The organism is Salipiger abyssi, assembly GCF_001975705.1.
Lineage (GTDB): Bacteria > Pseudomonadota > Alphaproteobacteria > Rhodobacterales > Rhodobacteraceae > Salipiger > Salipiger abyssi.
The window spans coordinates 2,211,636-2,229,860 of sequence record NZ_CP015093.1; the positions used below are offsets into that span (position 1 = coordinate 2,211,636).

Consider the following 18,225-nt stretch of genomic DNA (forward strand, 5'->3'; position numbering starts at 1 on the left):
GCGGCCCCTTCGGAGAATCCTTCCGGGTATCTCATCCCCATGCACGCATGGGGATTGTCCGCGTCGGGGCCGCATCCAACATTACGAAACTTTTCCAAGCCAAGCCATAGCGCTTGGCTTTTTTCATGGGAGATGACCATGCGACGAGCTGAAATTTGTATTCCGCGCATCCTCGAGCACGAGGGTGGATATGTGAACCATCCGAACGACCCAGGCGGCGCGACGAACAGGGGGGTGACCATCGGCACGCTTCGGCGTCTCGGGATGGATCTCGATGGCGACGGTGACATTGACATCGCTGATCTGAAGGCGCTGTCAGAGGCGGATGCGATAAAGGTTTACAAGGCGTTCTACTGGGACAAGGTGAGCGCTGATCTTCTGCCGATTGGCATCGACTATGCTGTTGCCGATTTCGCGGTCAACAGTGGCCCAGGCCGTGCCGCGAAATATCTCCAGCGGCTTCTGAGCGTCACTCAAGACGGCGATATCGGTCCCATTACCCTGTCTGCTGCTGCGAAATCGGACCCGGCGACGCTTGTCGTCGATCTGTGCGACGCGCGTCTGAGATTCATGCGCGGCCTGTCGATCTGGAAGACCTTCGGGCGAGGCTGGACGGCGCGCGTCGAGGGGGTCGAGAGCGCGGCGCTCGCGGACATTGCAGAGGCGCGGCTACCGGAACCGGACGCGCCGCCCGCCAATCCGGCGCCCGCCGGCGATGAAGTAGAGCGCCAGCGGCGTGCGATGCTCTCGGCGCGCAATATCCTGGACGCGGCACTCCAGTGATCAAGGCAACCCATTACCGCGACCGAAACACTTTCCTCGCGGATCGTAAGGCCGGATCGTTCTGGATCGGCGATCCGGACGAGAACGGCTCGCAGAACTTCATCTTTTTCTGCCCGTGCGGATGCGAGGCCAAGCTCGTCCTCACAGTCGGCAACGGCTTCAAGCCGCGCTACGGCCCGAGCTGGTGCTGGAACGGCAGCACCTCTGAGCCTGAGCTGAGCCCCTCTGTGAACTGGGAGGGGCACTGGCACGGCTGGTTGCGCGGGGGCTCCTGGCGCCCGTGCTGAACCTCATCACCGACTGGTGCCTGTCGCCGGTCTTCTTTGCGGCGCTGCCGCTTATTCATGAAAGGATATGACCATGACCCTGCTTCAGGGCAAGAAAACCTATATCGTGGCGCTGATCATCGTGGCGCTCGTCATTGTGGAAAAGGTGCTCGGGATCGAAATCCCCGGCGTCGAAATCGGGGATGACTGGCTGCTGATCGTGCTGAATGGCCTCGGCCTCGGCTCGTTGCGCGCTGGCATCGCGAAGGGCTTCTGACGAGATCCCCGGCATGCCGCCGGGGCTGACGGGCCGGGCCGTCTCATTCACCATCCCGGAAGTGCCCGGATGGGCATGCAAGGACCTGCAATGGGTTCTGTGGTTCCCCAACCAGACCTCGCGCGGCGCTGCTGCGCGGGGTTTTTCTGTGCTTGCGGAACAGCCTTTCGTTCAGCATATGTTCTGTATGGTCTATGCGATGGGATTCCGCGTCGTCGTGCGCGATGAGGGCGGCAAGATCGTCCGAGATGAGCCGGCGGAACACTTCGCCGCCGCCAAGCCGATCTATGACGATATCGAGCCTGAGAGCGGCCAGACCGTCGCGCTCCAGCATGGGATTAGGGTCGTGCTGTCGAAGGGGTGAGGGGCCTGGAATTGGCTTGGAGCTCTGGTTTCCAATTCTTCGTAAGCCATTGAAGACCCTTTGCCTTCATGGTTTCCTATTTCTCGAAAAATACTTTCTTTTTCAGCTTTTCTTTCGGTCCTGCCGGGATCGCCACGCGCCATTTTGGCGATGAGCGCCGCGTCCAATTCCTCGCCGGCCTTCCGGCAGGTGCCCTATCCGTTCTTGCGCGCGACGCCCCAGCCGATTGCAGGGTATTCGCGGATATGGCTGTAGCCCAGATGCGGTAGCAGCGTGTCCCAGGCAAGCCGCACGGTCTTTGCGCTGCGCTCGTCTTCGGAATAGGCGTTCATCGTCTCCGGATTTTTCCGGTGATAGGCCGAGCCCGCCATCGACCAGTTCATGTCGTCCAGCACCAGCAGGCCGCCCGGTTTCAGCAGCATGTCGACCAACACCACGCCAAAGCCGGTACGGTCCCATTGATGGCCGCCGTCGAAGTAGCACAGATCGAATTGCGGACGGGGCTGGCTGTTGATCATGCGTTGCAGCTCCCATGTGTAGGAGCGCTCCGCGAAACGTGGGGTGATGCGCCTTTCCAGCCCGGTTGATTTCATCAGGTCGAAGATATTGGGCGAGCGGTCGCGGGCCGTGGCCTTGTCGATGGTGACCAGCCTGCCAGAGCCGAAATCCTCGAGCATTGCGCCAATATAGACGCTGCTCTTACCCTGGTAAAACCCGATCTCGAGGATCTCCCGCGCCTCGTATTCGCGCAGGATCGACCGGAGGAGCGCGGCTCGGCTTTCATCCATGTAGGGGATGTCGGAAAATGTCCGGGTGACAAGATCGAATGTGCTCATGGGGTAAATAATCACGCTGCTTCAGTCGGTTCTCCGGGACTATGGCACGCGGTCTTGGAGAGCGAAACCCGTCGGAGCGGGCATGGGTCGCTGCGCTCTTTCCGCCGATCTGCACAAGCCGGCTTGCCGCGCCCGAGCCGAGGCGACAGACTGGCGGCAACGAAAAAATCGGAGGCAGAACGATGCAGGTGAAACGGCGGTTTTTGGTGATGGGCGGTGCGGCGGCGGTGCTGCTCGCGGGGTGCGGCGGCGGCGCGCCGGTATCCGTGGCAGCAGGAGGTCTGCCGCGGGATCTGCGGCCGCAGCCAAACGCCGGCTACGACGCCTGGGTGGCGGCGTTCCGGGGCCGGGCGCAGGCGCGGGGCATTGACGCCGCGACGCTCGATACCGCGTTTCGCGGTGCTGGATTCCTGCCCGGCGTGGTTGAGCGTGACCGCAGTCAGACGGAATTCACACGCACGCTCGAGGATTACTTTGCTATCGCTGCCTCGGAGCAGAAGGTGGCGCAGGGACGGGCGGAGCTGCGCCGCAATGCCGGGCTGCTGGGCGAGATCGAAGCGCGCTACGGCGTGCCGTCCGAGGTGGTGACGGCGGTCTGGGGCATGGAGAGCAATTACGGCACCCGGCGTGGTGATATCCCCGTCGTCTCAGCGGCCTCGACGCTGGCCTATGACGGGCGGCGGGGCGCGTTCTTCGAGTCGCAGCTGATGGCGGCGCTACGCATCCTGCAACGCGGCGACACCACCGCCTCGCGCCTCACCGGCAGCTGGGCCGGGGCGATGGGGCACACGCAGTTCATTCCCACCACCTATCAGGAATACGCCGTCGATTTCCGTGGCGACGGGCGGCGCGATATCTGGTCCGAAGATCCCACCGACGGGCTGGCCTCGACGGCGAATTACCTGTCGCGCAGCGGCTGGCGGCGAGGCGAGCCCTGGGGCTTGGAGGTGCGTCTACCGGACGGGTTCGATGCCGGGCTCACCGGGCGCGGCACGCGCCGCGCGGGCGCCGACTGGGCGGCGCTCGGTGTGCGCCCGGCGGGCGGCGGATCGCTTCCGGGCGGCAGCGGCTCGATCCTTGCGCCTTCGGGCACCGGCGGGCCGGCCTTCCTGGTTTTCCGGAATTTCAACGTGATCCTGCGCTACAACAACGCCGAGAAATACGGGCTGGGTGTCGGGCATCTGTCCGACCGTATCGCCGGGGCGGGGCCGCTGCGCGGCAGTTTCCCGCCGGATCGCTACGGTTTCACCATCGACGACCGCAAGGAGCTGCAATCGCTGCTGACGCGCGCGGGCTTTGACACAGGCGGTGCCGACGGTGTGTTCGGCAGCAAGACAGAGGCCGCCATCCAGGGTTATCAGGCACGGTCGGGCCTGCCGGTTACCGGCACGCCCTCGCGCGATCTGCTGCTGCGGCTGCGGCGCGGCTGAGCGCCGCCGTGTCTCAGACGAAGAGATCGGTGTCGGCGGTGTCGTAGACATCGCCGGGCTGTCCCTCGCTGAGCAGATCGGCGGCGCTGTCGTCGTGATCCAGCGCATTGTCCGGCGGTGGCATATCCACGGTTTTTGCCACGGCGTCCGTCTCGTCGCTATCGGTCCAGACCGTTCCGCCCTGGGTGATCGTCACATCGGAGACCTCGCCGCGCAGCGCCGTCAACTCGGGATCGCTGGACGCCCCCAGCATGTTTGAAACGCGCTCCACATCGGCGGGAACACTCCCGTCTCCCTCGGCGATCTGCACGCCGTCCTTGTCGATATACATCAGGCCGCCTTCATCCACGCCGACCGTCCATGTGGCGGTCTCGCCATTGACCAGCGCGTCTTCGGCGACGATGTAGGACACTGTATCGCCCTGCATGATCTCGAAATACACGGCGCTGCTCGGGCCGAGCTGACCGAAGGAAATACGGTCGTCGCCCTCGCCGCCGAACTCGAAGACCCGCTGGCTGCCGCCAGCGCCGATATCGTCGAAGCGCACATTGGCCTCGAACTCGAAGGCGCCGTCGATCTGCGGTAGGTCCGGGGCGATCAGAGGGTCGGGCATGTAGGGCGCCGGATCTTCCGGATCGTCCGCGGGCAGCGTTTCGGTGGTTCCGTCGTCATGCCAGACGGTCTCGCCCTGGGTGATGCTGACATCCGTGATCTCGCCCTGAAGCGGGGTCAGGTCGGGGTTCTCGGACTCGCCCAGAAGATTGCTGTCGCGCTCGACATCGGCGGGCACCACGCCATCGCCCTCGGCGACCTGCTCACCGTCCTTGTCGATATACATGAAGCCGGTTTCGTCCACGCCGACCGTCCATGTTGCGGTCTCGCCCTCGACCAGAACGTCCTCGGCAACGATATAGGAGGTCGTGCCGCCCTGGGCGATCTCGAAATAGACCGCCTGGCTCGGGCCGAGCTGACCGAAGGAAATGCTGCTGTCGCTGCCGGCGAATTCAAACACGCGCTGGCTGCCGCCGGCGCCGATATCGTCGAAGCGCACGGTGGCCTCGAATTCGAAGGCGCCGTCGATCTGCGGCGGCTCGGCGTAGGAGGCGGGATCGGTCGGATCGACAGGATCGGTGGGGTCCGTCGGGTCCACAGGGTCGACCGGGTCGGTGGGATCCGCCGGATCGGCCGGGCTCGTCGTTCCGTCATCGTGCCACACGGTCTCGCCCTGGGCGATGCTGACATCCGTGATCTCGCCCTGAAGCGGGGTCAGTTCGGGATTGCCGGACTGGCCGAGCAGGGCCGAGTCGCGTTCGATATCGGTGGGCACCACGCCATCGCCCTCGGCAACCTGCACGCCGTCCTTGTCGATATACATGAAGCCGGTCTCGTCGACGCCGACCGTCCAGGTGGCGGTCTCGCCCTCCACAAGCGCGTCCTCGGCGACGATCAGCGAGGTGGTACCGTCCTGCACGATCTCGAACAGCACCGCCGTGCTGGGGCCGAGCTGGCCGAAAGAGATGCTGGTGCCATTGCCGGAAAACTCAAACACGCGCTGGCTGCCGCCGGCGCCGATATCGTCGAAGCGCACGGTGGCCTCGAATTCGAAAGCGCCGTCGATCTGCGGCAGATCCGTACCGGGCACGGGGTCGGTGGGATCGGTCGGGTCAGTGGGATCCGTGGGATCGGTCGGGTCCACAGGGTCTGTCGGATCGGTGGGATCGACCGGATCGGTGGGCGTGCCGGCCAGTGGAATGCCGATGGCGGCGAGTTGCTCGGGGCTCTGCACATCCGCGACGCTGACGCCGGTCAGGGTGATCGCCTCGCCCCAGGGAAAGCGCAGCACCGCATCGCCGGAGCCGTCGCCCACGGTGTCGGTGACGGTGACATGATCGGTGTCCACCGGGTTGCCGTCCCAGTCGGTGAGCTCGGAGACGTCGAGCATGTCGTGGCTGGCGTAGCTGCCATCGGCCTCCAGCGTCGGCACCTCGAACCCGTCCACCGTGTCGAGCCCGCCGAGATCGGCCAGTGCTACGGTATCGTCGCCGGCGCCCAGCAGGATATTGTTCACGGCATCGTATTGCAGCGTATAGGTGCCGTCGGTCACGGTGCCGGTCTGCGGATTGCCCGAGCGCATGTCGATGCGCAGCCCGTCGGTGACGGCGGAGAGGTCGAGCAGGTCGCCATTGACCTCGTCGACATCCTCGGCATCCACGGTGTCGTTGCCAAAGCCGTTCTCGATATGGAACGTGTCGTCGCCATAGCCGCCCCAGAGGTAATCGTCGCCGGCGCCGCCATAGAGCGCATCATTGGCATAGGAACCGCGCATCCAGTCGTTGCCCGCGCCGCCATAGATCGTGTCGTCGCCCTCGTTGCCTTCGAGGTGATCGTCGCCATCGCCGCCGCTGACATAATCGTTGCCGTATTCGCCATAGATCGAGTCGTTGCCCGCGCCGCCGGTGAGGCTGTCGCCATCCTCGTTGCCATAGACGACATCGTCGCCGTTGCCGCCTTCGACCGTGTCGGCGCCGGATCCGGCAAAGACCGAGTCGTTGCCCGCGCCGCCGCGCATCTCGTCGTCGCCGGCATCGCCGAGCAGACGGTCGTCTCCGCCCATCCCGTCGATCGTGTCGTCGCCATCGCCGCCGTCGAGCGTATCGTCGCCCTCGCCGCCGGTGAGCACTTCGAAATAGCTGTAATGGGTCGGGCCGCTCAGATAGGCGTCGGCGCCGCCATTGACCGAGCTGTCGCCGACGATGAAGCCTGAACTGCCGTCGAAGATGGTCAGAAAGGCCGCATCCTCGTCAAAACTCACGTGGAAATGTGCCGGAAGTTCGGAAAAATCCAACGTGTGCCCCTCGGAGGACTCGCTGAGCCCGCTCCAGAAACCGGGGTCGTTCCAGTTGGATGAAGTCACCAGATAAGTTGTCATAGAGCTGCCAATCGTGTCTGTGGCGGCCTCTTATGCGGAGGTCGTCTGCCCGAATATCGTCGTTCTCCTCCTGCAAAGGCGGGATGTGAAGGCGAATTATTGACGATATTAAGGCAATTTGACCGAATCCCGGCGCCAGAGGGCGGCGCCGGGGCGTTTCAGGTCTTGAAGATGCGGTAGATCGCGGGAATCACCAGCACCGTCAGCGCGGTCGAGCTGAGCAGCCCGAAGAGCAGAGAGATCGCCAGACCCTGAAAGATCGGGTCCGCCAGAATCACCGCCGCGCCGATCATCGCCGCGATGGCGGTGAGCAGGATCGGCTTGAACCGCGTCGCGCCGGCCTCGATCAGCACATCCACCGTGACCTTGCCCTCCGGGTCGGCGTGGCGGATGAAATCCACCAGCAGGATCGAGTTGCGTACGATGATGCCGGCCAGCGCGATGAAGCCGATCATCGACGTGGCCGAGAACGGCGCGCCAAAGAGCCAGTGCCCCAGCATGATGCCGAGGAAGGTCAGCGGCACCGGCGTCAGGATCACCAGCGGCAGGCGGAAGCTGCCGAACTGCGCCACCACCAGGATATAGATCCCCAGCAGCGCCACGCCGAAGGCCGCGCCCATGTCGCGGAAGGTGACCCAGGTCACCTCCCATTCGCCATCCCAGAGCAGGGTGACATGCTCGGTGCTCTCCGGCTGACCGTGCAGCGAGATCTGGGGCTTTGTGCCCTCCTCCCACTCCATCGCGTCGAGCCGGTCGGCCACCGCGAGCATGCCGTAGAGCGGCGCTTCGAAATCGCCGGCCAGCTCGCCCTGCACCATGATCACGTCATAGCCGTTGCGGCGGTAGATCGGGTAGGAGGCGCGCTCCGCCTCGATCTCCACCACATCGCCCAGTTCCACCACGCCGCGCCCGCCGGGCAGGGCGTTGGCCGGCACCGGGGTCGAGAGCGCCTCGCTGTCCAGCACGCGCTGCGCCTTGTCGCGGGCGATGACGATGGGGATCGGCCGGCGGCCCCCGCCGCGATGCGAATAGCCCACGGTAACGCTGCCATTGAGCAGTTGCAGCGTTTGCAGCGCGTCGGCCTCCTGCACCTGGAAGAAATCCAGCTCCGACGGGGCAAGCACGGCGCGCAGGCGCGGCGGGCGGATGCCGTAATTGTCGTCCACATCGACCACATAGGGCACCTCGTCAAAGGCCGCGCGGATCTTTTCCGCAGCCAGGCGGCGGGTCTCGGCATCGGGGCCGTAGACCTCGGCCAGCAGAGTCGAGATCACCGGCGGGCCGGGGGGCGGCTCGACCACTTTCAGCACCGTGCCCTCGGGCAGATCGAGCGCGGCCAGCATGCCGCGCAGCTCCAGCGCGATCTCGTGGCTGGCGCGGTCGCGCTTGGCCTTGGGCAGCAGGTTGAGCTGCACATCGCCCATCTCCGGCCCCTGACGCAGGTAGTAATGCCGTACCAGCCCGTTGAAGTTGAAGGCCGAGGCCGCGCCCGCATGGGTCTGGGCCGAGATCACCTCGGGCAGCTCCATGGCGATGCGGGCGGCCTGCTGCGCCACCGCGTCGGTCGCCTCGACCGATGAGCCTTCGGGCAGGTCGACCATGACCGAGAGCTCGGACTTGTTGTCGAAGGGCAGCAGCTTGACCGTCACGTCCTTGGTATAGAGCGCGGCGAGCGAGCCGAAGCTGAGCACGATCACCACCAGCAGAAAGATCCACGACACCGATTTGCGCGCCAGGATCGGGCGGGCGAAGCGGGCGTAGAAGCGGCCCATCGGGCTGAACTGCTTATGCGCTGTGCCCTCGCCATGGCCCGTCATGGGCGCCTTGCCCGCCACCTTGAGCATCAGCCAGGGCGTGATGATCACCGCGACGAAAAAGGAAAAGATCATCGCGGCAGAGGCGTTTGCCGGGATCGGCGACATATAGGGCCCCATGAGCCCGCTCACGAAGAGCATGGGCAGCAGCGCCACCACCACGGTCAGCGTCGCGACGATCGTGGGGTTGCCGACCTCGGCCACCGCCTCGATCGCCGCCGTGGCGCGGGATTTGCCCGGGTGCATGGCCCAGTGGCGGGCGATGTTCTCGATCACAACGATGGCGTCGTCCACGAGGATGCCGATGGAGAAGATCAGCGCGAAGAGCGACACGCGGTTCAGCGTGTAGCCCATGAAATTCGCCGCAAAGAGCGTGAGCAGGATGGTGACGGGGATGACGATGGCGACCACCACCGCCTCGCGCCAGCCGATGGTGACCAGCACCAGCGCCACGATGGAGAGCGTGGCCAGCCCGAGGTGAAAGAGCAGCTCGTTGGCCTTTTCATCGGCGGTCTCGCCGTAATCGCGGGTCACCTCCACATGCACGGAAGCGGGGATGATGCTGCCGTGCATCTCCTCGACCTGATGCAGAATGCTCTCCGCCACCACCACGGCGTTCGATCCCGCCCGCTTGGCCACCGCCAGCGACACGGCGGGCATGCGGCGGATCTCGCCATTCTCGCGGGTGAGCGTCGCGACGTGCTGCTCGTCGAGATCGCCGACCAGCTCCACATCGGCGACATCGCGGACATAGATCGTGCGCCCGTCGCGCGCGGTCAGCTCCAGATTGCCGATCTCTTCCGGTGTGGTGAGGGTCTTGCCGATCACCAGCCCGACCTGCTGGCCGCCGTCGCGCAGCGTGCCGGCGGGGGAGGCGGTGTTGGCGCCCTCGATCTTGCCGGCGAGCTGTTGCAGCGTCACGCCGTAAAGCGCCAGCCGCTCCGGGTCGGGCGCGATGCGCAGCGCCTCGTCGGTGGCGCCGATCACATAGGTCAGGCCCACATCCGGCGTGCGCGCCAGCCGCACCTCGACCTCGCGGGCGATGCGGGTGAGATCGGCGGCGGTGACCGTGTCCTCTCCGGGTTGCGGCGAAAAGGTCAGCGTGACGATGGCCACGTCGTTGATGCCCCGGCCCACCACCAGCGGCTCGGGAATGCCCACGGGGATGCGGTCGAGATTGGCCATGATCTTGTCGCGCACCCGCAGGATGGCGGTATCGGCGCTGACCCCGACCTCGAAGCGCGCGGTGACCATGGCCTGATCGTCGCGGGTGTCGGAATAGACATGCTCGACCTGGTCGATGCCCTTGACGATGGTCTCCAGCGGTTCGGTGATCAACTTCACAGCGTCCTCGGCGCGCAGCCCGGCGGCCTGCACATGGATATCCACCAGCGGCACCGAGATCTGCGGCTCTTCCTCGCGCGGGAGCGAGACCAGCGCGATCATCCCCACCGCCAGCGAGGCGAGCAGGAAGAGCGGCGTCAGCGGCGAGCGGATGAAGGCGCGGGTCAGCCGTCCGGCAAGCCCGAGCGCGCCTTCGGGAGTGTCGTCCTGCTCACTCATCGCGCGTCACCACGCGATCGCCGGCGCGTAGCCCGGTGAGGATCTCGCGGAACGGCGTGCCGTCCTGCTCGACGGTCTCGCCGGGCACGACGACGCGCGCGAGCGGGCCGTCCGGGGTTTCGACGGTCACGAAATCGAGCCCGCCGGCGCGGGTGAGGGCGCTTTCGGGCACCAGCAGCGCCTCGCGCGTGCCGACCGGCAGTCGTACCGGCACACGCCGCCCGACAAAGCGCGCGTCGAGCCCCTCGACCTCCACATCCGCCTGCAAGCGCCCGCCCTGGATCAGCGGGTAGAGCTTGACCAGCCGCCCGGTGCGCGTGCCCTCGGCGCCGGTGATGACGATCTCGTCGCCCTCGGCAAGATCGCCCGCATGGCGTTCGGGCACGCTGAGCCGCAGGAAGGTGCCGCCACCGCCGATCTCGGCCACGCTTTCGCCCATGGTCACCACCGAGCCGCGCGACAGCGGCACCGAGAGCACGATGCCCGCAGCCGGCGCCAGTACCGCGCCCTCGGAGATCTGCTGCTCGACCACCAGCCGCTGTGCCTGAAGGTTGGAGATGTTCGAGGTGATCACATCGACATTGGTCTGCAATTGCTCGTGGGTCTGCGTCGTGATCACGCCGCGTTCGAGCAGCGCGTTGCCCCGGGTCAGCTCCGATTGCGCCGTGGTGAGCTGGGCGCGCGCCGCTTCGAGCTGGGCGTCGAGCGAGTCGATCTGGAATTGCAGCTTGTCGTCCTCGATCCGGGCGAGCTGCTGGCCGGCCTCGACGCGGTCGCCTTCGGTGACCGTCAGTTCCTCGATGGTGCCGCCGATGCGGGCGCGGGCGGGGATCTGCACGCGGGATTCGATCTGCCCGAAGACGGATTTCCACATGGTGACGGGTTGCGGGGAGATCTCAAGCGTCTCGGCGGAGAGGGCCGAGGCGAAGAGCGTGGCGCAAAGAGCGATCAGGGCGCGCATCGGAACCTCTTCTGTTCGGCGGGCGGGAAGGCCCGCGACTCAATTCGGCATTCATGTATTTTATTTGGAATATGTAAAGCCGGAACGGATGGTGCGAGTATTCCGGATTCGGAGTGTGTGGGGAAGGGGCGGGTGTGTGGTGGGCAGATTGCCCACCCTACGCGTGCCAAACCGGAACGAGCCGCGTCATCGCCGGCCCGTGGGGTGGCGAGCTTCCCTCGGAACCTCTCGATTTATCCCGGCCAAGTCCGAAAGATCTCGACACACAGCACTGGTGTCACCAAATCGCCAGCCCGGGGGACGGGCCGGCGATGGCGCGGCGGCCTTCGGCCTTGTCCCGCGCCCGCGCAACGCTCCACCTTAGGATGGGCAATCTGCCCACCCCCCCCTTACCGCGCCTTTTTCGCCCGGCGCAGCAGCATGTCGCGCTTGGTCTTGCTCAGGTGATCGAAATACATACGCCCGTTCAGGTGGTCGATCTGATGCTGCACCGAGGTCGCCCAGAGCCCGACGAAATCGCGCTCTTCGATCTCGCCCTCGGCATTCATGAAGCGCACAGTCACCGCGCGCGGGCGCTCGATCTTGGCCCAGACGCCGGGCAGGTTGGGGCTGGCCTCGTCATGGGCGCGCAGCTTGATCGAGGCGTGCAGGATCTCGGGATTGGCCATGCGCACCGCTTGGCCGCGCTCCTCGGAGGCATCGACCACCGCCAGCCGCAGCATCACGCCGATCTGCGGCGCGCCCATGCCGACGCCGGGCATCGCCTCCATCGTGTCGATCATGTCCTGCCAGACCGCGCGCACCTCGTCGGTGATCGCCGCGACCGGCGCGGCAGGGCTGCGCAGGCGCTTGTCGGGCCAGGGCAGGCAGGGGCGCACGCTCATCGTTGCGCCTCGTAGTCCCGCATCAGCCGCGCCGCGACCTCCGGGTCGAGCCGGTCGAAATGCACCAGCCCGTCGAGATGGTCGTATTCGTGCTGCGCGATCACCGCCTCGGCGCCTTCGAAGACACGCTCCTGCGCGGCGCCGGTCAGGTCGGTGAAGCCCATCCGCACGCGCGTCGCGCGGGTGACCCGCGCGGTGACGCCGGGGATCGAGAGACAGCCTTCGTCGCCGGCTTGGGTCTCGCCCGACACCTCGAGAATATGCGGGTTGATCAGCGCGAGCGGGGTCATGTCTCCGTCCTTCCAGCCCGCATCCATGACAAAGACCCGGCTCAGCACCCCGACCTGCGGCGCCGCCAGCCCGCGCCCGGGGGCGGCATACATGGTCTCGAACATGTCGGTGATCAGATCGCCGAGCGAGGCCGGGTCGGCGACCTCGGCACAGGGCTGTTTCAACCGGGGATCGGGCCAGAGAAGGATGTCGCGCAGGGCCATCAGACCGCCACCGTCATGCGCGCGCGCGCTCGCGCTTCAGCTTGACCATCTTGCGGGTGATCATCTGGCGCTTGAGCGGCTTGAGATAGTCGATGAAGAGCTTGCCGTCGAGGTGGTCGATCTCGTGCTGCACGCAGGTCGCCCAGAGCCCGTCGAATGTCTCGGCATGCAGCTTGCCGTCGCGGTCGAGCCATTCCACATCGACAACCTTCGGACGCTCGACCTCGGCATATTGGTCGGGGATCGACAGGCAGCCCTCTTCGTAGACATTGCGCTCGTCCGAGCTGGCCAGCACGCGCGGGTTGAACATCACCAGCGGGCGCGGATCCTCGCCATTGTCGGGCTTGGCGCAATCCAGCACGATCAGCCGCGACAGCACGCCGATCTGCGGCGCCGCCAGCCCGATGCCGGGCGCCTCGTACATGGTTTCCAGCATGTCGTCGGCCAGAACGCGCAGATCGTCCGACAGATCGGGCACAGGATCGCAGAGCTTTTTCAGCCGCGGATCGGGGTGGATGAGAATGGGCCGCTTCATGCACATCATCTAGGCATATGCGCCGCTTTGCGCAAGCAGGTGGGGGTTGCGCTCGCCGCCCGGCGCGCTAGCGTTCGCGCGCAAACAGTTGAGAGGACGCGCCCCCATGACCAGCCGCTTCGACGAGGTGATCGACCGCATCGGCACCCATTCCGCAAAATGGGACAAGATGGAGTCGCTGTTCGGCGTCTCGCCGGATGGCGGTCTGCCGATGTGGGTGGCCGATATGGATTTCCGCCCGCCCGCCTGCGTCCAAGAGGCGCTGCAAAAGATGCTCGATCACGGCGTCTATGGCTATTTCGGCGACGATGCCGCCTATCTCGACGCGATCGGCTGGTGGATGAAGGAACGCCACGGCTGGGAGGTCGACCCGGCCTCGGTCTTCACCACCCACGGGCTGGTGAACGGCACCGGGCTCTGCATCGACGCCTATACCGCGCCGGGCGACGGGGTGGTGCTGTTCACGCCGGTCTATCACGCCTTTCATCGGGTCATTCGCTCGGCGGGGCGCGAGGTGGTCGAATGCCCGCTGGTGCTGCGCGACGGCCGTTACGAGATGGATTTCGACGCCTATGACGCGATGATGACCGGCAAGGAGCGTCTGGTCGTCCTGTGCTCGCCGCACAACCCCGGCGGCCGGGTCTGGAGCCGGGCCGAGCTCAAGGGCGTGGCCGAGTTCGCCAAGCGTCACGACCTCATTCTGGTCTCGGACGAGATTCACCACGATCTGGTGATGCCCGGGCAGAAACACCTGCCCATGGCGCTGGCGGATGACGGCGTGAGCGAGCGTCTGGTGATGATGACCGCCAGCACCAAGACCTTCAATATCGCGGGCGCCCATACCGGCAATGTCATTATCGCCGACCCGGATCTGCGCGCGCGCTTTGCCGAGCGCATGGGGGGGCTGGGGATTTCGCCCAATTCCTTCGGCCTGCACATGGCGACGGCGGCCTATTCGCCCGAAGGCGCGGCCTGGGTCGACGAGCTGACCGCCTATCTCGACGGCAACCGGCGGCTTTTCGACGAGATGGTGAACGCGATCCCGGGGCTGCGCTCCATGCCGCTGGAGGCGACCTATCTCGCCTGGGTGGATTTCGCCGGCACCGGCATGAGCGCCGAGGAGTTCACGACGCGGGTCGAGACGGAGGCGCGGATCGCGGCGAACCAGGGTCCGGCCTTCGGGCAGGGCGGCGAGAGCTTCCTGCGCTTCAACTTCGCGACGCCGCGGGCGCGGGTCGAGGAGGCGGGCGCGCGGCTGCAAAAGGCCTTTGCCGATCTTCAGTGAGGGGCGGTACACGTTGCCGGGCGCGCGCTGCGCGCCGGTGAGTATTTGCCGGAAAGATGAAAGCGCCCGCGCCGGTTACTGCCGGGGCGGGCGGCTCTTGTAGACGGGCAGGTGCCAGCCGAAAGCGATGGTGCCGCCGCGCAGCACGAAGGTGAGGATGGCGCCGATCAGCGCCGCCGGGCCGGGCTCCATCCCCGAGCCATGGGCGGCGAGCAGGGCGCCGGCGCCGCCGAGCGCGCAGGTGGCGTAGGGCTCGCCCTGTTTCAGCAGCAGCGGCACCTCGTTGGCCACCACGTCGCGCATCAGCCCGCCCATGCAGCCGGTCATCACCCCCATGACCAGCACCACCGGCGCGCCGGCGCCGTCGCGCAGGGCGATGCCGGCACCGGCGGCCACGGCCACGGAAAGCGCTGCCGCGTCGAGCCAGAGCAGCGCGCGGTAGCGGCTTTCCAGAAGATGCGCGGTGAAGAAGACGAGGGTGGCCGCACCGCAGGCCACCGCCAGATAGGCCGGATCGGCGATCCACAGGATCTCGCGGTCGAGCAGCAGGTCGCGCAGCGTGCCGCCGCCGAGCGCGGTGAGGCAGGCGAGGAAGGCAAAGCCGACGATATCGAGCTGCGCGCGGCTGGCCACCAGCGCGCCGGTCAGGGCGAATATCAGGACGGAGGCGTAATCGAGCAGGTCGAGCGGGGTCATGGCGCCCCCTGCGTCACTTTCCGTTGCCCGGCTTGAAGGGCGCCATGCCGGCGCGGGCCAGCTCGTCGGCGCGTTCGTTCTCCGGGTGGCCGGCATGGCCCTTGACCCATTCCCAGGTCACCGAATGGCGTTTCTGCGCCTCGTCGAGACGCTGCCAGAGCTCGGCATTCTTCACCGGTTTCTTGGCGGCGGTCTTCCAGCCGTTGCGCTTCCAGCCGTGGATCCAGCCGGTGACGCCATTCTTCACATAGGCGCTGTCGGTGATCACGGTGATGGTCGAGGGGCGCGACAGCGATTCCAGCGCGTTGATCGCCGCCAGCAGCTCCATCCGGTTGTTGGTGGTCTCGGCCTCGCCGCCCTTGAGCTCGCGCTCCTTGACGATGCTGTCGCCGTCCATGGCGCGCAGCAGGGCGCCCCAGCCACCGGGGCCGGGATTTCCGGAGCAGGCTCCGTCGGTATAGGCATATAGCTCAGGCATGGGCGGTGACGCTTATCCAGTCCGAGGCGGTGCCGTCAAGCCCGGTTCCCGAGCCGCGCGTCACCTGTGTGACGGTGAGCCCGGCGGCGGCGAGCAGGGCGCGCAGCTCGGCCTCGGTGTAATAGGTGTAGAACCGTCCGAGCCGGTCGCGTTTCTCGCCCGTGCCTTCCTTGAGCGTGAGTCCGAGCAGCCCGCCGGGCTTCAGTGCCCGGGCGATGGCGGCGAGGTGGCGGGGCATGTAGGCGCGGGGCGCGTGCAGCAGGCTGAAGCTGGCCCAGATGCCGTCATAGGCGCTCTCTGCCGTCAGATCGTCGAAACTGCCCTGCCGTGCCGACACGCCGGGGCGGGCGGCGGCGAGGCGGACCATCTCGGCTGAGGCGTCGAGCGCCTCGACGGTGCAGCCCTGCGCCGCCATATGCGCCGCGTCGAGCCCCGGGCCGCAGCCGAAATCCAGCACATGCGCGGCCTCGGGCAGGGCGGTCACGAAGGCGCGGAGCGTCGGATAGGGCTCTTGCCGTGCCATATCGGCGTAATCGGCGGCGCGGGTCTCGTAGACGCGCAGGGTCTCGTCGTCGCTCACCGGAACACCCCCACGAGCAGGCAGGCGATGACCGCCAGTGTCATCGGCAGGCGCAGCCGCATCCACCAGCCGGGCGCCAGCCCCCAGCGCCAGAACTGCCAGTCGAGCGCCAGCAGGCCGAGATAGCCGAAGATCAGGTTCATCGCCGCCGAGACCGGTCCGCCGCCGGCCATGAAGAATGCCCAGAGCGCCGGGATGACCGAGAGCGCATAGCAGATCGCCGCCTGTTCGGCGCGCGCCTTGGTGGCAAAGCCCCAGAGCACGCCGGACATGAAGGCGAGGATGACCTGACCGTAATTCAGCTGCACATAGGGCGCGACGAAGCGGCCCCCGAGGGTGCTGTAGGCGAGGTCATAGGCCGGGTCGATCAGCAGGGTGGCGACGCCCCAGAGGAAGGGCAGCAGCCCCGCAATGGCGAGGAGCAGCGCGCTGCGCGGGATCGGGGCGGTCATGCGCGCTCCATTGCGAGGCGCCCGGCGAGCAGTGCGAAGATCGCCGCAAAGGACCGGTTGAGCCAGCGCATGGCACGCTCGCTGCCGAGCAGCCAGTCGCGGGCGCGGGCGGCGAAGAGCCCGTAGAGCACGAAGACCGCAAAGGTCATCGCCATGAAGACGCCGCCCAGCAGCAGCATCTCGGCATTGGCGCTGGCCGGGTTGCCCGACAGGAAGGGCGGCAGCAGCGCGAGAAAGAACAGCGACAGCTTGGGGTTGAGGATATTGAGCAGCGCGCCGCGCTTGGCGGTGCGGGGGCCGGTCTCGGACCGTTGCGAGGCGGTGACCGCGAGCGCCCCGGTGGAGCGCAGCGCCTGAAACGCCAGCCAGAGCAGGTAGGCGGCACCGGCGAGCTTCACGGTGGTGAAGAGCAGGGCGGAGGTGTGCAGCAGCGCCGCCAGCCCCAGCATCGCCGCCAGCAGATGCGGCACGATCCCGAAGGTGCAGCCGAGCGCCGCCCAGATCGCGGCGCGGCGGCCCTGACCCAGCCCGATGGCCAGCGTATAGACGACGCCCGCGCCGGGGGCGAGCACCACGACCAGCGCGGTCAGCAGGAACTGCGCCGAGATCATGCGGGAACCCTCAGCACGCGCGGCACCTTGAATTCCACGTTTTCCTGTGCGGTTTCCACCATCTTCACCTCCACGTCGTAGCGCTCCCGGAACGCGTCGATCACCTCGTCGATCAGCACCTCGGGGGCCGAGGCGCCGGCGGTCACGCCGACCGAGCGGATGCCGTCGAGCGCGCGCCAGTCGATATTGTCGGCGCGCTGCACAAGCTGGGCATAGGCGCAACCGGCCTTGCGGGCGACCTCGACCAGCCGTTTCGAATTCGACGAGTTGGGCGCGCCCACCACGAGCAGCGCGTCACAGTCCGGTGCGATGGCCTTGACCGCCTCCTGCCGGTTGGTGGTGGCGTAGCAGATGTCTTCCTTGTGCGGGCCGATGATCTGCGGAAAGCGCGCCTTCAGCGCCGCGACGATGTCGACCGTGTCATCGACCGAGAGCGTGGTCTGGGTGACGAAGGCCAGCCGCGCCGGATCGCGCACCTCGACCTGCGCCACATCGGCCACGGTCTCGACCAGCAGCACCTCGCCTTCGGGAAGCTGGCCCATGGTGCCGATGGTCTCGGGGTGGCCGGCATGGCCGATCATGATCATCTGCAAGCCGTTCTCGTGATGCCGTGCGGCCTCGATATGGACCTTGGAGACCAGCGGGCAGGTGGCATCCACATAGACCATCTCGCGCCGCGCCGCCTCGTCAGGCACCGCCTTTGGCACGCCATGGGCGGAAAAGATCACCGGTCGGTCGAGCGGGCATTCCTCCAGCTCCTCGACAAAGACCGCGCCCTTGGCGCGCAGCCCGTCGACGACGAATTTGTTATGCACGATCTCGTGCCGCACATAGACCGGGGCGCCCCATTTCTCGAGCGCCATCTCGACGATCTTGATCGCCCGGTCGACGCCGGCGCAGAACCCGCGCGGCGCGGCAAGGTGAAGGGTGAGCGGGGGCTTGGTCATGACGGTCTCCTGTTGTGCCAACAGGTAAGGCCAAGAGGCG

General features: G+C 66.6%; 19 protein-coding genes. 6 read left to right on the forward strand and 13 right to left on the reverse strand.

The genetic code is table 11. The annotated features are described in order from the left end of the window. Nucleotides 1–138 precede the first annotated feature (138 nt). The 4 genes from Ga0080574_RS14305 (at nucleotide 139) to Ga0080574_RS14320 (ending at nucleotide 1,690) form a co-directional block, all read left to right on the forward strand. Entirely contained in the window at nucleotides 139–783 is a 645-nt protein-coding gene (locus Ga0080574_RS14305) for a glycoside hydrolase family 108 protein (protein ID WP_156876370.1), read from the forward strand. Beyond that, nucleotides 780–1,070 carry a ubiquitination-like system serine protease family protein gene (locus tag Ga0080574_RS14310; RefSeq protein ID WP_076700546.1) on the forward strand — a complete coding sequence of 97 codons (291 nt, stop codon included), beginning with the start codon at nucleotides 780–782 and terminating at the stop codon, nucleotides 1,068–1,070. The genes Ga0080574_RS14305 and Ga0080574_RS14310 overlap by 4 nt, the downstream gene beginning before the upstream one ends. A gap of 73 nt (nucleotides 1,071–1,143) precedes the next feature. Continuing rightward, nucleotides 1,144–1,326 (forward strand): hypothetical protein, encoded by a 183-nt coding sequence (locus tag Ga0080574_RS14315; RefSeq protein WP_076705993.1) that lies wholly within the window; start codon nucleotides 1,144–1,146, stop codon nucleotides 1,324–1,326. Between the two features lie 13 nt (nucleotides 1,327–1,339). Next, nucleotides 1,340–1,690 (forward strand): hypothetical protein, encoded by a 351-nt coding sequence (locus Ga0080574_RS14320; RefSeq protein WP_076700551.1) that lies wholly within the window; start codon nucleotides 1,340–1,342, stop codon nucleotides 1,688–1,690. Nucleotides 1,691–1,884: 194 nt separating this feature from the next. Here Ga0080574_RS14320 and Ga0080574_RS14325 read toward each other — a convergent pair whose 3' ends face one another. Then, entirely contained in the window at nucleotides 1,885–2,526 is a 642-nt protein-coding gene (locus Ga0080574_RS14325; RefSeq protein WP_076700555.1) for a class I SAM-dependent methyltransferase, read from the reverse strand. Nucleotides 2,527–2,708: 182 nt separating this feature from the next. Here Ga0080574_RS14325 and Ga0080574_RS14330 point away from each other — a divergent pair, with 182 nt between their 5' ends. Continuing rightward, nucleotides 2,709–3,956, forward strand: a complete 1,248-nt coding sequence (locus tag Ga0080574_RS14330) for a lytic murein transglycosylase (RefSeq protein WP_076700560.1) — start codon at nucleotides 2,709–2,711, stop codon at nucleotides 3,954–3,956. Between the two features lie 13 nt (nucleotides 3,957–3,969). On the opposite strand, the gene Ga0080574_RS26755 is transcribed toward Ga0080574_RS14330, so the two are convergent. The 6 genes from Ga0080574_RS26755 to def (Ga0080574_RS14360) all read right to left on the reverse strand — a co-directional run bounded on the left by Ga0080574_RS26755 (nucleotide 3,970) and on the right by def (Ga0080574_RS14360) (nucleotide 13,136). Beyond that, nucleotides 3,970–6,885, reverse strand: coding sequence for a calcium-binding protein (locus Ga0080574_RS26755; RefSeq protein ID WP_156876371.1), 2,916 nt, complete (start codon nucleotides 6,883–6,885; stop codon nucleotides 3,970–3,972). 158 nt (nucleotides 6,886–7,043) lie between these two features. Next, the gene (locus tag Ga0080574_RS14340) at nucleotides 7,044–10,262 is read right to left on the reverse strand and encodes an efflux RND transporter permease subunit (RefSeq protein ID WP_076700569.1); all 3,219 of its coding nucleotides are present in this window, start codon (nucleotides 10,260–10,262) and stop codon (nucleotides 7,044–7,046) included. Beyond that, nucleotides 10,255–11,223 carry an efflux RND transporter periplasmic adaptor subunit gene (locus Ga0080574_RS14345; RefSeq protein WP_076700573.1) on the reverse strand — a complete coding sequence of 323 codons (969 nt, stop codon included), beginning with the start codon at nucleotides 11,221–11,223 and terminating at the stop codon, nucleotides 10,255–10,257. The genes Ga0080574_RS14340 and Ga0080574_RS14345 overlap by 8 nt, the downstream gene beginning before the upstream one ends. Nucleotides 11,224–11,612: 389 nt before the next feature. Beyond that, nucleotides 11,613–12,107: a peptide deformylase gene (gene def, locus Ga0080574_RS14350; protein WP_076700577.1), complete on the reverse strand. Its 495-nt coding sequence runs from the start codon at nucleotides 12,105–12,107 to the stop codon at nucleotides 11,613–11,615. Beyond that, a complete protein-coding gene (gene def / locus Ga0080574_RS14355; protein WP_076700582.1) occupies nucleotides 12,104–12,601 on the reverse strand; it encodes a peptide deformylase in 498 nt (165 codons plus the stop codon). The genes def (Ga0080574_RS14350) and def (Ga0080574_RS14355) overlap by 4 nt, the downstream gene beginning before the upstream one ends. A gap of 13 nt (nucleotides 12,602–12,614) precedes the next feature. Further along, on the reverse strand, nucleotides 12,615–13,136 hold the full coding sequence (def, locus tag Ga0080574_RS14360; RefSeq protein WP_076700586.1) for a peptide deformylase: 522 nt from the start codon (nucleotides 13,134–13,136) through the stop codon (nucleotides 12,615–12,617). Nucleotides 13,137–13,242: 106 nt separating this feature from the next. Between def (Ga0080574_RS14360) and Ga0080574_RS14365 the strand changes: the two genes are divergently transcribed. Further along, nucleotides 13,243–14,421 (forward strand): MalY/PatB family protein, encoded by a 1,179-nt coding sequence (locus tag Ga0080574_RS14365; protein ID WP_076700590.1) that lies wholly within the window; start codon nucleotides 13,243–13,245, stop codon nucleotides 14,419–14,421. 75 nt (nucleotides 14,422–14,496) lie between these two features. On the opposite strand, the gene Ga0080574_RS14370 is transcribed toward Ga0080574_RS14365, so the two are convergent. The 6 genes from Ga0080574_RS14370 to ispH are packed head-to-tail and all read right to left on the reverse strand — an operon-like array spanning nucleotide 14,497 to nucleotide 18,185. Continuing rightward, nucleotides 14,497–15,117 carry a trimeric intracellular cation channel family protein gene (locus Ga0080574_RS14370; protein WP_076700594.1) on the reverse strand — a complete coding sequence of 207 codons (621 nt, stop codon included), beginning with the start codon at nucleotides 15,115–15,117 and terminating at the stop codon, nucleotides 14,497–14,499. Between the two features lie 13 nt (nucleotides 15,118–15,130). Continuing rightward, on the reverse strand, nucleotides 15,131–15,595 hold the full coding sequence (gene rnhA / locus Ga0080574_RS14375; RefSeq protein ID WP_076700599.1) for a ribonuclease HI: 465 nt from the start codon (nucleotides 15,593–15,595) through the stop codon (nucleotides 15,131–15,133). Beyond that, nucleotides 15,588–16,175, reverse strand: coding sequence for a class I SAM-dependent methyltransferase (locus Ga0080574_RS14380; RefSeq protein ID WP_076700603.1), 588 nt, complete (start codon nucleotides 16,173–16,175; stop codon nucleotides 15,588–15,590). Before Ga0080574_RS14380 ends, rnhA begins: the two co-directional genes overlap by 8 nt. Then, nucleotides 16,172–16,627 (reverse strand): DUF3429 domain-containing protein, encoded by a 456-nt coding sequence (locus Ga0080574_RS14385; protein WP_076700607.1) that lies wholly within the window; start codon nucleotides 16,625–16,627, stop codon nucleotides 16,172–16,174. The genes Ga0080574_RS14380 and Ga0080574_RS14385 overlap by 4 nt, the downstream gene beginning before the upstream one ends. After that, a complete protein-coding gene (locus Ga0080574_RS14390; protein WP_076700611.1) occupies nucleotides 16,624–17,238 on the reverse strand; it encodes a LysE family translocator in 615 nt (204 codons plus the stop codon). Before Ga0080574_RS14390 ends, Ga0080574_RS14385 begins: the two co-directional genes overlap by 4 nt. Continuing rightward, complete coding sequence (gene ispH, locus Ga0080574_RS14395) at nucleotides 17,235–18,185, reverse strand: 4-hydroxy-3-methylbut-2-enyl diphosphate reductase (protein WP_076700615.1); 951 nt, start codon at nucleotides 18,183–18,185, stop codon at nucleotides 17,235–17,237. Before ispH ends, Ga0080574_RS14390 begins: the two co-directional genes overlap by 4 nt. Between the last annotated feature and the right edge of the window lie 40 nt (nucleotides 18,186–18,225).

What these genes read in the sequence shown, in the direction of transcription:
- Ga0080574_RS14305 (WP_156876370.1), top strand. Translation starts at nt 139, where the DNA reads ATGCGACGAGCTGAAATTTGTATTCCGCGCATCCTCGAGCACGAGGGT.
- Ga0080574_RS14315 (WP_076705993.1), top strand. Translation starts at nt 1,144, where the DNA reads ATGACCCTGCTTCAGGGCAAGAAAACCTATATCGTGGCGCTGATCATC.
- Ga0080574_RS14320 (WP_076700551.1), top strand. Translation starts at nt 1,340, where the DNA reads ATGCCGCCGGGGCTGACGGGCCGGGCCGTCTCATTCACCATCCCGGAA.
- Ga0080574_RS14325 (WP_076700555.1), bottom strand. Translation starts at nt 2,526, where the DNA reads ATGAGCACATTCGATCTTGTCACCCGGACATTTTCCGACATCCCCTAC.
- Ga0080574_RS14330 (WP_076700560.1), top strand. Translation starts at nt 2,709, where the DNA reads ATGCAGGTGAAACGGCGGTTTTTGGTGATGGGCGGTGCGGCGGCGGTG.
- Ga0080574_RS26755 (WP_156876371.1), bottom strand. Translation starts at nt 6,885, where the DNA reads ATGACAACTTATCTGGTGACTTCATCCAACTGGAACGACCCCGGTTTC.
- Ga0080574_RS14340 (WP_076700569.1), bottom strand. Translation starts at nt 10,262, where the DNA reads ATGAGTGAGCAGGACGACACTCCCGAAGGCGCGCTCGGGCTTGCCGGA.
- Ga0080574_RS14345 (WP_076700573.1), bottom strand. Translation starts at nt 11,223, where the DNA reads ATGCGCGCCCTGATCGCTCTTTGCGCCACGCTCTTCGCCTCGGCCCTC.
- def (WP_076700577.1), bottom strand. Translation starts at nt 12,107, where the DNA reads ATGAGCGTGCGCCCCTGCCTGCCCTGGCCCGACAAGCGCCTGCGCAGC.
- def (WP_076700582.1), bottom strand. Translation starts at nt 12,601, where the DNA reads ATGGCCCTGCGCGACATCCTTCTCTGGCCCGATCCCCGGTTGAAACAG.
- def (WP_076700586.1), bottom strand. Translation starts at nt 13,136, where the DNA reads ATGAAGCGGCCCATTCTCATCCACCCCGATCCGCGGCTGAAAAAGCTC.
- Ga0080574_RS14365 (WP_076700590.1), top strand. Translation starts at nt 13,243, where the DNA reads ATGACCAGCCGCTTCGACGAGGTGATCGACCGCATCGGCACCCATTCC.
- Ga0080574_RS14370 (WP_076700594.1), bottom strand. Translation starts at nt 15,117, where the DNA reads ATGACCCCGCTCGACCTGCTCGATTACGCCTCCGTCCTGATATTCGCC.
- rnhA (WP_076700599.1), bottom strand. Translation starts at nt 15,595, where the DNA reads ATGCCTGAGCTATATGCCTATACCGACGGAGCCTGCTCCGGAAATCCC.
- Ga0080574_RS14385 (WP_076700607.1), bottom strand. Translation starts at nt 16,627, where the DNA reads ATGACCGCCCCGATCCCGCGCAGCGCGCTGCTCCTCGCCATTGCGGGG.
- Ga0080574_RS14390 (WP_076700611.1), bottom strand. Translation starts at nt 17,238, where the DNA reads ATGATCTCGGCGCAGTTCCTGCTGACCGCGCTGGTCGTGGTGCTCGCC.
- ispH (WP_076700615.1), bottom strand. Translation starts at nt 18,185, where the DNA reads ATGACCAAGCCCCCGCTCACCCTTCACCTTGCCGCGCCGCGCGGGTTC.